The following is a 16,248-nucleotide window of genomic DNA, read 5'->3' as shown; positions in this document are numbered from 1 at the left end:
AGCGGGGAAGCTTATTTCGAAGTTAAATACGATGCTAAACAGCCCTTCCGGGTAAAGACACCAACACAAATAGCAGAGGACCTGGGGACAGCCTTTAACATTAACAGTTATTCTGACGAACCCTACACGAAAACAACACTGGTAGAAGGCAGTATGCAGGTCCAGAGCTTAAAAGATAAGCAGGTCAGGAAAGCTCTTGTGCTAAAACCTAGCCAGCAAGCTTCCCTTAATGCTGCAGGCTTGATAAATATAAGTCAGGTCAACACAAATGAAGCCATAGGCTGGAAAAATGAGAATTTCATATTCGATGGAGAAGACCTGAAATCTGCTATGCGTAAGATCGCAAGGTGGTATAATGTTGAGGTCGTTTACGAGTCAAACGTCGACTCAAACCTCATCCTTGAAGGATTGGTTTCAAGAAAAAGCAACCTCTCGGAAGTACTGAAATGGATAGAAACTGTTGGCAATGTTCATTTCCAAATAAAAGAAAGGAGGATAATTGTGACAGAATAACTACTTCCCTGGAATGCCAAATCACCAGGGGTGCTGCAAACACCCCCGATAATTATTGGCATCGTTAATAAACAAATCATATTAACCGAAACATGCAGTTGCCTAACAATTAGAGCTGAGAGGCTACTGCGCAACCAAATATAGCAAAATGTATAGATTTTATGCCAGCAAACCGGGTATAACAGGCCGTTATATCCGTAAAATATGGATGATTATGCGCCTAACCACCATCGTGCTCCTATTCACTTTAATGCAGGTCAGTGCTGCTACCTTTGGGCAGCGCATTACACTGAATGAACGTAAAGTATCATTAAAGGGTGCATTAGAAAAGATCCATAATCAAAGTGGATACAACTTTCTATTTGACCGAAAGATACTCAATGGAGTCAAACCCATCACCATTTCCGTAAACAATGAGGAACTGGAAGTCACACTTAAAAAAGTTTTGAACAACCTGCCCTTAACCTATATCATAGATGGAAAAACCATTATGATCAAACCAAAAGAAACTTCAATCCTGGATAAGGCGGTAGACAAACTGATTGACATTTTCTCAGCCCTGGACATCCGTGGCAAAGTAACAGACTTAAAAGGTAATCCAATTCCGGGAGCAACAGTAATCGTCAAAGGCACAAAAAAAGCAACCTCAACAGACTACAATGGGAATTTTAAAATCCAGGCCGACCCAAATGATATCCTGATGATCCAAATGATAGGATTTGTAACCAGAGAAATACCCGTAAAAGATGAAACAGTCCTCAATATTGCCCTTACAGATGAGGATAAGGCACTTGATGAGGTTGTCGTTGTTGGCTATGGTAAGCAAAAGAAGGTAACCATTACCGGATCTGTAAGTACTATCAATATGGCTGATATGCAAACACCTAACCGATCGCTCTCCAATGCATTGGCAGGTAAAGTTGCCGGGGTTATCTCTATGCAGAGAAGTGGGGAACCCGGTTACGACAACGCCTCCTTTACCATTCGGGGTATCGGCACATTTACAAGCAACTCAGATCCATTGATCATTATTGACGGTGTACAGCGAGACGATGTAAACAGTTCCTTTGGAGGCTCCTATAATAATATTGACCCGGAGGACATACAAAGTATCTCCTTGCTAAAAGACGCATCGGCTACTGCAGTTTATGGTGCCAGAGGAGCCAATGGTGTATTGATCATTACTACAAAAAGAGGGGTTGCCGGCAAGCCGCAGATTTCTGTTAAAACTGAAGTTTCCATGTCAGGCCTGACTAAAATGCCAAAAATGCTCGATGGGGTTTCCTGGATGCGGTTGTACAACGAAGCCACTGTTAATGATGGCAACCAGCCCGTATATTCAGAAGAATTGATCCAAAAGACTGCCAGTGGTCTTGACCCCTATCTGTATCCGAATGTCAACTGGCTCAAAGCGACTTATAAAGACTGGGCACCCGGTTTCAACAGCAACTTAAATGTGAGCGGGGGAGCCAAGACCGTAAGATATTATGTTTCTGCTTCCTTTTATGACCAGGACGGCAGCTATAAAGTAACCAAACAAAACGGCTATAACCCAAATGTCAACTTCAAAAGATATGATTTCAGGACCAATCTTGACATTGACCTGAGCCCCACCACGCTTCTGTCCATGAACCTGGACGCAATGCTGGTGAGCAGCAGGTACCCGGGTCTTTCTGCTAGCAAAATCTGGTATAATGCTTACTTGACGCCACCTATCGCTTTTCCTATACAATATCCCGACGGATCCTGGGCTGGGCCTTATAACAATGTAGGCTCCAATCCGCTCAATGAGATCCAGAACACCGGCTATGCAACAGAATTCAGACCAACCATACAGTCCATTTTCTCCATCAACCAAAAACTGGACCGCATTACAAATGGTCTAAGCGCCATGGCCAGGTTCTCTTTTGACTCCTATAGTGAAAACGACAACCGAAGGTTCGGAAAAAACAGTCTGTATATGGCCAGCGGAAGAGATGCAGATGGAAACCTGGTCCTGAACCAGTCCCGGATCGGAGATCAGTTTTTAGGTTATTCCCAATCTGCACAGGCAGAAAAAACGATGTACCTGGAGACCAATATCAATTATGACCGCAACTTTGGCAATCATCATTTCGGTGGCTTGCTTTTATACAATATGCGTTCAAGGATCGTGAGCTCAGCCGGCGATGTGATTTCTTCTATTCCTTTCAAAAATCAGGGTATGGCTGGCCGGATTACCTATTCCTATGCCGATCGGTACATGGCCGAATTTGATGCGGGTTATACCGGTTCCGAGAACTTTGAGCCTGGCAAAAGATTTGGTTTCTTTCCCTCTTTCTCTGCAGGCTGGGTGATCTCAAAAGAGCCTTTTTTCCGCAAATTATCTTCAGCAGTAAACCTATTGAAAATCAGAGGGTCCCACGGTCTGGTGGGAAACGACCAGATCGGAAAATTTATAGGCCTGAACAGGTTCCCTTATCTCAACCAGTATGGTCCCGGCAGCTCTATAGGCCTTGGATACAATGGCACCATTTTCAACGGCGTTACGGAAAGTGTGATCGGTGTCGAAAACCTGACCTGGGAAAAAGCCACTAAAGACGACCTGGGTATAGAGATTGGTTTATTGAACAAATTAAGCCTGACCATAGACCTTTACAGGGAAAAAAGAAAGAGCATACTAATTTCACGCAGTTCCCTTTCAGGCATTTTGGGTACCACAGGTACTGTATTTGCCAATTTAGGCGAGATGAACAATCACGGGGTAGATGCCAATATAGAATATAATGAAAATCTTGGCAAAGTATCCTTCCGTTTATATGGCAATTTCACCTATAACAACAATAAAATCATACAGAAGGACGAACCTAAGCAGCTCTATGCCTATCAACAGGCAACCGGGCGTAAATATGGAGACAACCTGATGTATGTTGCTGAAGGGCTGTTTACCTCACAAGACCAGATTTCCAAAAGCCCGGGTCAGTTTGGTGCGATATTAAGACCGGGGGACATTAAATATAAAGACGTGAACGGCGATGGTGTGGTAGACAGCTTTGACAGGATATTTACTGGTAAATCTGATGTTCCTACCATTTTATATGGTGCGGGTTTTACTGTAGGCTACAAAGGCATAGATCTTTCCCTTTTCTTCCAGGGCATCTCCGGTGCAACCTTTATGGCTAATGGGTCTGCAATAACTGGCGACGGAGCCACAGGTGCCGGTATAGTACCTTTTACTGGAATGGGTCTCTATCCTTCCGGAATGCTGGCCAACCTGGAAAACAGGTGGACTACTGAGAACCCAAGCCAAAATGTAGATTATCCGAGACTGGGTATTGCCAATCAAAACAGCAACAACTACCAGCCAAGTACCTGGTGGTCAAAAGATGCCAGTTTTGTCCGTCTGAAACAGGCTACTTTGGGATATAGATTTTCAGATGCATTTCTGACAAAATCGGGTATTAAGTCGGTATACTTTTATTTGACAGGTCAGAACCTGCTCACCTTCTCCAAATTCAAATTATGGGATCCGGAATTGGGTGCCAATGCCGCAGGATATCCGCCGTTAAGAACATTTGCACTGGGACTGAAAGTATCGTTTTAACCAGAGCTATGGATCAATTACAAGCATTAAAAAATAAAGAGATGAAAAAATACATATTCATTATCGCAATAGGGTCATGCTTATTGACAGGCATTTTGTTCTCCTGCAAACATCTGGATGAAAAACCGGATAATTTGCTCACCTCGGATATCCTGTGGAGCAACAGGGCCAATGCAGAATCCTATTTATACAATATTTACGGTTCCATACTGGAAATCGACTATGCGCACCAGGGGACCAGCGACGAAGCTTCCATATCTATACCAAGCACCAGCGCAAGACGGATGGCTGCCGGAGACTGGAGCCCGGTAAATGCCCATTATGACCACTGGGACAATTATTACAGGGGTATCCGGTCTTCCTTTATTTTTGAGGCCAATGTAGACAAGGTTCCGGAATCGCAGTTGAGTTCTGCCTTGAAAGCGCAGTACAAAGCAGAATCCAAATTCCTGAGGGGATGGTTTTACTGGCAGCTGATCAAACAATATGGACCGGTTGTAAAACTTACCGGCCCACTGGCGTTGGATGCAGATTTCAATACCTATCCAAGGGCTACATTTGACGACTGTAAAAACTATATTAATCAGTTGATGGATGAAGCAGCTGCGGTTCTACCCGCCAGCTGGTCAGCTTCCAGCAATTATGGCCGACCATCCAAAGGCTCCTGCCTTGCCGTTAAATCACAGCTGGCCTTATGGGCAGCCAGCCCGTTATGGAACGGAAATCCGGCCTTCGCTTCGTTTAAAAATCAGGACGGGACTGCTTTGGCCCCTGCAAACTATGACGCCAATAAATGGAAAATCGCTGCAGATGCTGCAAAAGCAGTGATCGACCTTAATGCCTATAAATTGTTCACTAATCTGGATAACGGTGGTAGCCAGTTTGACCCTTACCTATCTGTACGTGATTTGTTTCTGACCAACTGGAACAGCGAAATCCTGTTCTCCAGAAATTCATGGAACTATTGGGGTTACGTTAAGGCCTCCTCACCCAACCCCGGGGGTATTAACCTCTACAATGCCACCCAAAACGTAGTTGATGCCTTCTACATGGACAACGGCCGCAGTATTGATGATCCTCTGTCCCAATATAATGAAACAGGATTTGCAGGAACCGACGGGGCACATTACTGGGCACATAAAAAAGGTCAGTGGAACATGTATGCCAATCGTGAACCACGTTTTTATGCTTACGTACAGTATAATGCCCGCCCGGTATTACCCGCTCCTACTGTCGATGATAAAAACTTCTTCTCTTCAACAGGCAATGTTGATGGTACCGGTCGCGTAGAATTCTACTATACAGGCAAAGCAGGTGCGAAAGCATCCGGGATCACCAATAACATTACAGGTTATGATTTTCTGAAAAATGTAGGCCCTGCTGATAACATCAGACAGGATGCAACCAATTACAGGCCATTTATCCTTATCCGTTATGCTGAAATACTCCTGAACTATGCCGAAGCTTTAAATGAATACGACCCCTCCAATGCAGATATTGTAAGGATGCTGAACCTGGTCAGATCAAGGGCAGGACTCCCAGGCATAGAGACCGTATACCCTTTAGCAGTTGGAAATAAGGAACTGATGAGAAAATACATACTCAAGGAAAGACAGGTGGAGCTTTGCTTTGAGGGCGACAGGTACTTTACGCTTGTCAGGAGGATGTTGCTGGGGGCTACGGAAAACCAAACTATCTATGGTATGAATGTAAATGAAGATGATGGTGGCCAGGGTTTTGCTTTTACACGGTTTTACAACCGCACCCTTTTTCAAAAAAGAGCCTGGAACAACAAAATGTATCTTTTTCCAATCTCCCAATACCAGATGGACAGAGACAGAGCCCTTGTGCAGAATCCAGGTTGGTAAAATCAGACATCAATATGTATTTAACAAAGTAATCCATGAAACAATTCATCAATATACCGGTAAAACGCAAACATTTATTATGCTGCGCTGCCAGCCTGCTGCTCTTGTTTGCAGGTTGTAAAAAAGACAAGGATAGTACTTACAACGCTTCTTCACCCATCACTGTTTCAGATTTCATTCCGAAAAAAGGCTCAGGTGGTACTGAAGTACTCATTACCGGAAGTAACTTTTCTTCCGACATCTCTAAGGTTTCTGTAACATTGAACGGCCGGCCACTCAAAGTAATAGGCGCTAATGCAACGCAGATTATGGCAGTTGTACCTAAAAGATCAAAGACAGGACCCATAAAAGTAAAAATAGAAAACGGAGAGGGATCCAGCCAGGCCATTTTCAATTATGAATATACCAGGACGGTAACTACCCTGGCAGGCTCTGGCAACCCAGGCTTTGCCAATGGCAAAGGAACAGATGCCTCATTTAACCTGGGCGGCCAGAACTGGTACAGGAGTTCCGGTATCGTAGTAGACGATAATCTCAATGTCTATGTCGCCGATCCTGGCAACCACTGCATCCGAAAAATTGATTCGCTAGGAAACGTGAGTACCTTAGCCGGCAATCCAAACCTCTCGGGTTACGCTGATGGTAAAGGTACCGCCGCAAATTTCTCCTTACCCTATGACCTGGCTATTGATACCCATGGAAATCTATATTGTGTAGATCCTGGCAATTGGGATATAAGAATGATTACACCAGATGGACAGGCCACCACATGGGGCTTTGGAAGCCAGGCACCATGGAGCGTCGCCTTTGATAAAACAAGCGGCAATGTTTACTACGCAAGTTGTTCCAGTCCTGGCAACATTTATCAGATCAATGCCCAAGGTAACAGCGAGGCGATCATCTCCGGACTCAATTACCCTGCGGGTATTAAATTTGACAATACCGGCAATTTATTTGTATCCGTACACGGCGACCAGGTGATCAGAAAATTCACTGCCGGCACCTGGCAGAGCAGTATCGTTGCAGGTCAATTGGGAAATGCAGGTTATGTAAATGGAGCAGCTACATCTGCATTATTCTCCTTTCCATGGGGAATTGCAATAGACAACAGTAATAATATATATGTGGCCGGCAACGGGACAGGTGGTGGAAGCACGACCAATCCAGACCAAAGCATTCGCTATATTCAGGCTGGCACATATGAAGTAAGCACATTTGCCGGGAGCAGCAGTGCTGGTTTCTCAGACGGAGTGGGTGGACAGGCCTCCTTCAGTGCCCCTACCGGAGTCGCGGTAGACAAAAATGGAACTGTATATGTATTGGACAAGAACAACAACAGAATCAGGAAGATCGTTTCCGAATAATTCAAAGCCCTACATACACCTAATTTTAATTAAAACATGAAACCATCTGCTTTTTTAAGCCTGGTATTCGTAGTACAAACCTTCGTTTGTATTACGAATACTTTTGCAACAGTATTTCAAGCTAAAGAAAAAACCCATACATATTATGTATCAGTTAAGGGCTCCGATACCAATACCGGAAATATCACTGCCCCTTTTCAAACCATCAATAAGGCACTGAGCCATGCTGCGCCTGGCGACCAGGTAGTCGTTAGAGGAGGCATCTATCATCAGGAAGTGAAATTTCCAAAATCAGGCCGTCCTGGTAAATACATCTGTCTAAAAAACTATCCCGGAGAAAAACCCGTCATTGACGGCAGCAAAACTATGGTTTCCGGGTGGATGGCACTGGTTACCGTAAGTAATGTAAGCTATGTAACTATTGAGGGTTTCGACATTTGCAACCTCAGTAGTTCCGGTATCAATACAGACCCCCAAGGCATCACAATCAACGGGAATGCACAGCACATTTCGATCAAAAACTGCAATATTTACAATATCAAAAGTACGGCTACACTTGCACAAGGACGAAGCGGCCACGCTATATTGGTTATTGGAAGTGACAACACGCCAATATCTAACCTGTTAATCACGGGCTGTACAATACACGATACTCAAACCGGAACAAGCGAAAACGTCACGCTGGCGGGGAATATTGACGGCTTCATTTTCAGTCACAATAGGGTATATGATACTGAAAACATTGGAGTTATTGTAGCCGGAGGCGATGGTTTAAACCCTCACGGAGAGGTAAAAACCAATTATGCCCGCAACGGCGTAATCAGCGACAATATTTTCCATCACAACACAATGACCAAAACACCTGAGACATGGGGCCCTGACAGGTTCGGCGCCATTTCCATTTATGTTTGTGGCGGAGCAAATACCATCATTGAAAGAAACGTAGTTTACGAAAGCGACAGAGGGATTGGTCTGGTCAGTGAAAGCAACATCTATCCAACAAGAACCACGACTGTAAGAAACAATCTGGTCTACAATTGCTACAGGGCAGGTATTTATATGGGAGATTATTTAAACTATACCATCGCCGGCACAAAAAACTGTAGCATTTTGAACAATACCTTATTTCAGAATAATCGTGTTCCCGGGGCATTTGGAGAAATTGAAGGAGAACTCAGACTAACGGAACATTGCGACAGTAATGTAATTAAGAACAATACCGTGTATGCCGGACCTAAGGACCTGCTGGTGCATAAATACACCCCAACCGGAAGTCATAATACCATTGATCACAACAGCTATTTTACCACAACACAGCCTCAATGGATATGGAACAGCACCAGTGGCAACCCGATTACCGATTTCCTGATCTGGAAAAAAAACAGCGGTCAGGATGCCAATTCCACTCTAAAAATAGTTAGTCCTAAGTTTTACTCAAATTTAAGCAGAAAATGGAAAAGATACCCACAATCAAAGATATAGCGAGACGACTCAAGATAGATCCTTCAACAGTATCCAGAGCACTTCGGGGACATCCAAGTATCGGTCTGGTGACCACCATGCGGGTCAATAAAATAGCTAAGGAATTAAATTATCACCCCAACCAGAATGCAGTATTCCTTAAGCAGGGAAAGACCTTTACCATTGGTGTTGTTTTACCGGATATCGCAGAAAATTCTTATTGTTCAATCTTACGTGAAATAGAGTGCTGCGCTCATGATAAAAATTATAATGTAATTTTCGGTCAGTCTTTTCAAGAGCCGGACCGGGAAAAACAGATTTTGGAAAACATGAAGAACCTTAGGGTTGACGGCATTCTGATTGCAGTGACCAAATCCACCATAGATATAGACCAGTTTGAACAGCTCAGAAGATACAATATCCCTGTTGTTACTTTAGACAACAGGGATATCGCAGGAAATCAATCCGGTCAGGCTATTGAACACCTGTTTTCAATGTTAAAATTTCAGCAGTTATCTGATCTAAGGGCTTAGCCTGACTTTCGGGCTTAACCTCCAGGTTCTGCTCTACCCATGCACGCTCCCACATAAAAAAGTCGGGAGCCTGCGTGTTTTTACCCTGTAGGTTATCTTGTAAATAATCTATATACATTTTCCACCTTACGAGATAAAAGTCCTTGATCAACCCTCCCCATTCTTTATAAGCATATTCATGCAGGTTATCCTCGGTCCTGATGTTTTCGCCCCAATAGGTAATCAGCATCATGGCATTCTTGATATTAAGCGCCTTCTCCTCCTTAGTTTTCCCCAGACTCAAAGCCTGATTCTTATAGGTATTTAACTGATAATAAGGATGGCTAGACAGCAGATCATCTGTTAACCGGATCATATCCAGAAACTGACGGGAAAGCCGGGTAAACTCATCCGTATTCTTTTCCTGGTAGGCTTTTCCCATAGCCTGAAAAACCACCTCGCCGTCATTTGCCAGCACTTGCCTTAGCATATTAATCAGATCGATCTGATAAGTATCTGAATTTATAAATTCAGGTGCCGCTTTAGCAAACTCCAGAACTGCCTCTTTAAATTTTATGCAGTCATAGTTTCTTTCCCGGGTGCCCCAACGAGAGGCAGGTTTGGAATCCAACGCCGGCCGGATACAAAACACAGACTCACTTGCACCCTCCTGGTAGCCTGGAAGGCTTTGGTATATCGTTTCCAGGAATCCCTGCCAGGCCACATCAATATGTTTGTTTGCACTTCCGTACCGATATTTGGTATAATCCGTCACCCATTTTTTAACATCAACATGATCTTTTCTCCAGCCCAGTTCCAACATCAGATCATATACAGGGGGATTGTTATTGAGTCCTTCAGGCATAACGCCTACTCCTTTGAATAAATCTTTAAATGAGCTTTTACCTATCCGGTCAACTTCGTCTGCGAAACGCTGTAATTTACCGTACAAACCAGGTCTTTCTCCAAAATTATTTACTACACACCAAATAAATGGTGTCGAATCATAGCCATTTCTTTTTTCCCAATTATTAGTGAACTCACCAAACAATTCCTGCACCAGCACATGGGATTTATCGAGTCCATCCAGCATTTTCTGTTTAGGATTATCCTGCCATCCCTGTAATACCCAGGTAGATCCGGGAAAACTCCTTTGCATTTCGGTTTGAATAGACTGACCTGCTTCCTTTAAATCTATACCATCTGTAATTCCCCCCTCATGAAAAGGATCTCCTGCAAAAAAGCGGATGTTTTTACCATAAGCTTTTTTTAATTCCTTATAGTATATCCCCGCAATCCTGGAAAAGTCGGGATGACCAGGAATTAAAATATCCGGGCGTTTAAATGCACCCCATGTTTTCTGGTCAATAATTGGTGCCTTGGTCTTGTCTTTTAAAGAGCTCGGTACCATTCCATAGAAACCTTGCAACACCGGCTCTATTCCAAGTTCTTTCATCCGCCCCATCATCCGTTGCTGCAATATTTTCCGGCCATCGATCTGACTTTGAGGCATTGGCCCGCCCCAACCCTGTATATTCCCCATTAACCACCATGCCGTATAGGCAGGCCCAACTAAAAAATCGTTAATTTCATGATCAGAATATCCAATTTGTTTCAATGTGTTTTGCCACACCGCCTCCATTCCATTTACGGTGAGCATTAAGTTTACTCCATTTAAAGCCATCCAGTCCAGTTCGCGTTCCCAGTCTTTCCAATCGTAAAAGCTCATGGTATAATTATAGGTGCAATAATTCAAGGCGTAGCGGTATTTGGCCGGTGCCTCTATACGTACAAGTTCATTGACCACTGGAATCGAAGGCACCGGAGCAAGATGATCTCCCATATGTGACATGGAACGATGACAATAGTACTTTAAATACCAATTTAATCCTACTGCAGCTGCATTCGGACCTGAAGCCGTAATAACCAGTTTGTTTCCCTGGCTCTGTAATTCAACCATATCCTTTTCTCCGCTTTTCAATGATTTGAAAACAACCTGATTTTCTAACCAGGGGACCCTCCTTTTAATCAGATCTTGTACAGGTCTAAATTGCTGGGCTAAAAGATCTAATGGAATTAAGAACAAGAGCAGACAGGTAAATTTTCGCATAATTTAAGGTTGATTTTCAATTTCTAATGACCCGAATCTAATTAAAACCTGGAATAAAATATTTCCTGCAATTGGGTGTTTATAGCTGTAAAAACTACACAATCGGTTGCATGGGATGGCACAATCGATTGTGTAATTTTCAATTAACATGACCAATTTTTCTTATTTTCGTACCATTCCACAAATTATACGCAGATGAAACAGGATTCGCAGAATGTAACAGACTATACCAACAACAACACCATATTTATGGTATGGAATTTCAAGGATAATTCAGAGGTTAGGTCTGTGTTTAACCAACTTTGCAAGCTCGTGATCAACCTGAACAATTCGGTTAACGTTCGCTTCCCGGTTTCCAGGGCCAGTTGTGTAATGGGAATCGGATATGATGCCTGGCATCAGCTCAACCTTCCACTCCCACTGCCTAGGGAATTGGCGAATTTCGTACCCATTACTGGCGAAAAACATACCGCCATTTCTTCCAAAGGAGACTTACATTTCCATATAAGGGCTGATAATACCAGCATTTGTTACGATATGGCGGCTGCCATAACCAATATTTTAGAACCAGTAGCCACCAGTGTAGAAGAAATCCATGGTTTCAGATACTGGGACAGCCGTTCCATTTTAGGCTTTGTAGATGGTACCGAAAACCCACAGGGGCAAGACCGGGAATTCTTCAGTATGATCGGAGAGGATGATGCTGTTTATAAGGGAGGAAGCTATCTTTTCGTACAAAAATATATTCATAATTTATCCTCCTGGAAGGCGCTTTCTACAGAGGAGCAGGAAAAAGTAATTGGAAGATACAAATCTAATGATGTAGAAATGCCAGATGATGTTAAACCTGCAAATGCCCACATCGCGCTGGCCAATGTGGGGGATGATTTTAAAATCGTACGTGATAATATGCCCTTTGGTAACATCTCTACAAATGAAATGGGAACCTACTTTATAGCCTATGCAAGCACATTCAGTACCGTAGAGAAAATGCTGAACAACATGTTTATTGGTTCTCCTGCAGGAAATTATGACAGGATTTTAGATTTCAGCACCCCAAAAACGGGTAGCTTGTTTTTTGTACCCACATTTAACATGCTGGATGAACTTTCATCTGATTAACCTAGAAACTATAATCAACCCCCAATGCAATATAGCGTGGCAACAGACGGTATTCGGTAACAGCCTGGTAGGTATCTGTAATGACTGCATTCTTAAATTGACGATTATTGAAAAGATTTTTTGCGGTAATCTCAAATCTGGTCTTCATTTTTTTCACGTCGTATGACAGTGAAAAATCAGAAAAATAATACGTTTTTGAAGTAGCAAAAGAGTCGCCAAAATGGTACGCCTCATTTTTCAGATTGGCCTGAACACCATCAGCAACATTAACGAACAGGTTCAGAAAACTGTAGGTATTCTTCAAGCGGCTCTTGCTCTCGCTGTTAAAAGAAGTAAACTGCATACGGGTTCCGGCATGTATGTTTAATTTCCATTTCCAAACACTCCTGAAAGACAAGCCATAATCATACGACCCGGATTGTATCTTTCGGTTTCCCACGCCCACTATACCGGCTTCGTAATCAGAGAAGTCAGCACCTATATCCAATTTACAATTCCCTTTCAGCGGCTGTAAATAGTAGTTGAACTGTGCTTTATAAAAGGCCACTTTTTTATTCTTCAACAGCACCTGTTGAGCCAGGTTATAGTTTGTATTTAACATGCTTTGATTACTCATATAATCAAACAGCGTTTTATAGCCTATCGATAAACTGGCAAAAAATTTATCCAGCATATTGCCATGCGTATAGGTCAGTATCACTCCCGAACTGCTCAAAGTAGCCATATCGTCCAGCCCCTTTGCAAAATTCCGGAGGCCGGTATTATAGTAGCTGGGAATGACGTCCATCACTTCGGTATTGGTCTGCTGAAACGAAAGTTCTGTCTCCAGCTTTCCCCTGCGGTATGGTTCCCATTTTGCAGATAACCGCGAAGAAATCAACCAGTTATTTCGGTCCCGAGCCAGTCCGTTCGTTTGCAGGCCACTATGTATAAACCCTGCATTCAACTGCGGTGTCCATTCCCATTTTCTACGCTTTAATGTGTATTTAGTCAGGAGACGGGACTGATTGGTAAAAAGACTTACCTGATTTGAAAAGCCGGAAGGGCGAATCTGATCGCCATCACCCCCCTGCAAAACGAAATCCGTCACCAGCTCCTGGTTCTTATATTCATTTGCAAAGGCAATTTCCATAAAATCCCCACCTTTTTGCCTGCGTACATAGTGTGAGGTTACCCCCAGGTACTGCAGATTATTCTCTACATGCTGATGTACATCCGAAATGCCGCCGACCTGGAACAGATCTTCATAATAGTATTGATCAATGCTGTAATCCAGGGGAGATCGCTGCATGATCCAGCGGGCGGAACTCACAAGGGCTTCCCGGTCTGATAACTTATAGGTATGTGTAAGGTTGTGATTGGTTACATAGCCCTGGGTGGAGGTCAGCTCTGTGGCGCTGGCTCCATTGAATAACAGGTTTCCAGTATCGTGCCTGCCAAGTGAACCCAGATTTCCGGTGTAGATGAGCGTTGACTGGTTATTGATCTCATACTGCAATTCTAATCTCGAAAAGTAATTGTCAATGCGCTTGTTAAATTCATAAACCTCTGTATTGGTAAACTGAATATCCTTAATATGATATTCCTGCAATATATTCTGATAGAACGATTTTTTTGTAGGATTCGCAAAGCCCAGCCACTTTACTTTAAGCTGCTTGGTGGGGTTTAATATGGTATTGAATGACAACAGCCTGTCGCGATTGAAATTTGTTCTTTTATAATCAAAACCTGGGAGATCAGGTGTATAATCGATAATCGTAGGCGTAGCCACGCCCAGACCGATCTGTCCAGGTTCATCAGATTTGCCAGGATACAGCAGATGGTTGATGCTGCTCACGGCATCCGCTCCGTTGTTATTCGCGGTGCCCAACAGATAATACTTGTTTTTTTTTCCAAAATTCATCAGGTTGACGCTGCCGTAGTAGAATGCCGGTGCTATCGGCGTACCGGAAACAGACACCGAACCCAGCCATTGGCTTTTGCTGTCTTCTTTCAATTGCAGGTTCAGGGCTACCTTGGCTGAGTTTTCAATCCCTTTCAGATGCTTATTATTAGAATAACGCTGCAAGACCTGTATCTTTTCCAAGGGCTGGACAGACATATTTTGTGTGAGCAACCGATAACCCTTTTCAAAAAAGTCATCGCCCTCTATCATGACCTTTTCCACCTCTTTATCACCAACTTTAATACTCCCGTCGGTACCGATATTTAATCCAGGAATCTTCTTCAGCAAATCCTCCACAGTCCGTTCGTCACCTTGGAGAAACGATTGTACATTCAGCTCAATCGTATCCTTGCCCAGCCTGTATGGCCGCTTCGAATGGATCACAACTTCCTGTAAACGCTCCACACCACCAGTACTGAGCTGTACATCCACAATCCTATTGGACTGCCCCGGTCTAATCTCTTTGAGTACTGGCTCATAGCTCAGTGCCTTAAAATACAGGTTCATTTTGCCGGCGTATGTAGTTTGTATATGGTACTTTCCCTCGCCATCTGTAAATGTATACGCCAAAAGACCAGCAATGCTATCCCGATGAAGGTCTACCCGGACACCACCAACAGGGCGGCCCCCTGAAGTCACTTTTCCGTCGATCGATACCTGTGCCCGGGCAGGAAATGCAACAAACCACAAGCAAAGCAATACCCATCCACAGCACCAAAATCTACTTTTCACGCAGATTTTTTTCTTCCCATTCATAGACCTGCTCTACCGTGCCCCTCACCTTTTTCCTTTCAATCGTTACACCTTCCATCGCCGGCATTTTACTTTCCATAATACGCATCTGTTCCTCTACCAAGGCATCATTTTTCTTGATATAGTTCTGTAAGGACAATTTGGGCAAGGAATAGATGTAGCCTTGATCTACAGGAATGCTTCCCTTATACGGATAGGAAACTTCTTTGAGTGTCCAATAGTTCGGATTTGCACTTTCATTATACAACATCACGATCAGACCCGGCAACCCGCCGAATTTGTAAGGACCTGCCGGCACCGGAATATCATTGGTATAATACGCGATAAGCTTGGTACCCCGATAACTGGCTGTCGCTTTGTGACACACGTATTTGCCTATGGTATCCGTGCTGGTATAGTCCGTATTCCACTGCAATTGGGGAAACTTATCGGTCACCTGATAATTCTTTCCCTGAATCGACCGGATTTCTAAAAGATCATTTTCATTGTTTTTCTGAATAACAATGTTCCTGTAATTTTTATCGGTATGGAGTACCAAAGAAAAACTGGAAAACATTTCGCCATCCTGACTTTTACCTTCTCCCTTATCCGCTGCAACCGGCACTGAATCCCGGACAGCCATTTTAACACCGTCTCCGAAATAGACATGCTCCCGGAAGGTCGCCACCGCAGAAGGTATATATTCATATACCGCATGTAATTTTTGTGCCTGCACGCTCCACGAAGCACACAGCAGCAAACTAAATAGTAAATACTGTTTCATGGATCTTAAAAACCAACAAAGTGAACCTTCCGGTTCACTTTGTTGTTGTTCATAGGTGCGACTTAATTATGGTTCGGGTTTCCGTAATAATTTTGATAATTTTGTATAGTGGCGCTAAAGTATTCACCACAATTACTGTAGAACATGTCGCTGGCTCCATAACACGTATAGGTTAAAACCTGAGTGTCTATCAGCTGACCACTCGTATTGTAGATACTCATAGTCAATCTGCATAGTGTCTTGAAGTTCCCTTT

Annotated in this window: 11 protein-coding genes; 7 read left to right on the top strand and 4 right to left on the bottom strand. The window is 43.4% G+C overall.

The window, feature by feature from the left end:
- The 6 genes from VNZ46_RS27335 to VNZ46_RS27310 all read left to right on the top strand — a co-directional run.
- On the top strand, window positions 1-513 hold a 513-nt coding region (locus VNZ46_RS27335), incomplete at its 5' end, for a FecR family protein (protein WP_325564527.1).
- Between the two features lie 148 nt (window positions 514-661).
- Window positions 662-4,096 (top strand): TonB-dependent receptor, encoded by a 3,435-nt coding sequence (locus VNZ46_RS27330; protein ID WP_325564525.1) that lies wholly within the window; start codon window positions 662-664, stop codon window positions 4,094-4,096.
- A 41-nt stretch (window positions 4,097-4,137) separates the two neighbouring features.
- Complete coding sequence (locus VNZ46_RS27325) at window positions 4,138-5,964, top strand: RagB/SusD family nutrient uptake outer membrane protein (protein ID WP_325564523.1); 1,827 nt, start codon at window positions 4,138-4,140, stop codon at window positions 5,962-5,964.
- A 35-nt stretch (window positions 5,965-5,999) separates the two neighbouring features.
- Window positions 6,000-7,328, top strand: coding sequence for an IPT/TIG domain-containing protein (locus tag VNZ46_RS27320; protein WP_325564521.1), 1,329 nt, complete (start codon window positions 6,000-6,002; stop codon window positions 7,326-7,328).
- A gap of 36 nt (window positions 7,329-7,364) precedes the next feature.
- Window positions 7,365-8,810, top strand: a complete 1,446-nt coding sequence (locus VNZ46_RS27315) for a right-handed parallel beta-helix repeat-containing protein (RefSeq protein ID WP_325564519.1) — start codon at window positions 7,365-7,367, stop codon at window positions 8,808-8,810.
- A complete protein-coding gene (locus VNZ46_RS27310; protein ID WP_325564517.1) occupies window positions 8,780-9,322 on the top strand; it encodes a LacI family DNA-binding transcriptional regulator in 543 nt (180 codons plus the stop codon). The genes VNZ46_RS27315 and VNZ46_RS27310 overlap by 31 nt, the downstream gene beginning before the upstream one ends.
- On the opposite strand, the gene VNZ46_RS27305 is transcribed toward VNZ46_RS27310, so the two are convergent.
- Window positions 9,264-11,411 (bottom strand): alpha-N-acetylglucosaminidase, encoded by a 2,148-nt coding sequence (locus VNZ46_RS27305; RefSeq protein ID WP_325564515.1) that lies wholly within the window; start codon window positions 11,409-11,411, stop codon window positions 9,264-9,266. The two genes, VNZ46_RS27310 and VNZ46_RS27305, sit on opposite strands and share 59 nt — an antisense overlap.
- Window positions 11,412-11,606: 195 nt before the next feature.
- On the opposite strand from VNZ46_RS27305, the gene VNZ46_RS27300 reads away from it, so the two are divergent.
- Window positions 11,607-12,533 carry a Dyp-type peroxidase gene (locus tag VNZ46_RS27300; protein ID WP_325564513.1) on the top strand — a complete coding sequence of 309 codons (927 nt, stop codon included), beginning with the start codon at window positions 11,607-11,609 and terminating at the stop codon, window positions 12,531-12,533.
- 1 nt (window position 12,534) lies between these two features.
- On the opposite strand, the gene VNZ46_RS27295 is transcribed toward VNZ46_RS27300, so the two are convergent.
- The 3 genes from VNZ46_RS27295 to VNZ46_RS27285 form a co-directional block, all read right to left on the bottom strand.
- Window positions 12,535-15,210, bottom strand: a complete 2,676-nt coding sequence (locus tag VNZ46_RS27295; RefSeq protein ID WP_325564511.1) for a hypothetical protein — start codon at window positions 15,208-15,210, stop codon at window positions 12,535-12,537.
- Entirely contained in the window at window positions 15,200-15,994 is a 795-nt protein-coding gene (locus VNZ46_RS27290; RefSeq protein WP_325564509.1) for a GLPGLI family protein, read from the bottom strand. Before VNZ46_RS27290 ends, VNZ46_RS27295 begins: the two co-directional genes overlap by 11 nt.
- A 62-nt stretch (window positions 15,995-16,056) precedes the next feature.
- On the bottom strand, window positions 16,057-16,248 hold a 192-nt coding region (locus VNZ46_RS27285; protein WP_325564507.1), incomplete at its 5' end, for a hypothetical protein.

Source organism: Pedobacter sp. (genome assembly GCF_035566355.1).
In the GTDB taxonomy this organism is placed as follows: Bacteria; Bacteroidota; Bacteroidia; order Sphingobacteriales; family Sphingobacteriaceae; genus Pedobacter.
The sequence above is the reverse complement of the archived record's forward strand: the minus strand, read 5'-3'. Positions and strand labels throughout refer to the sequence as shown.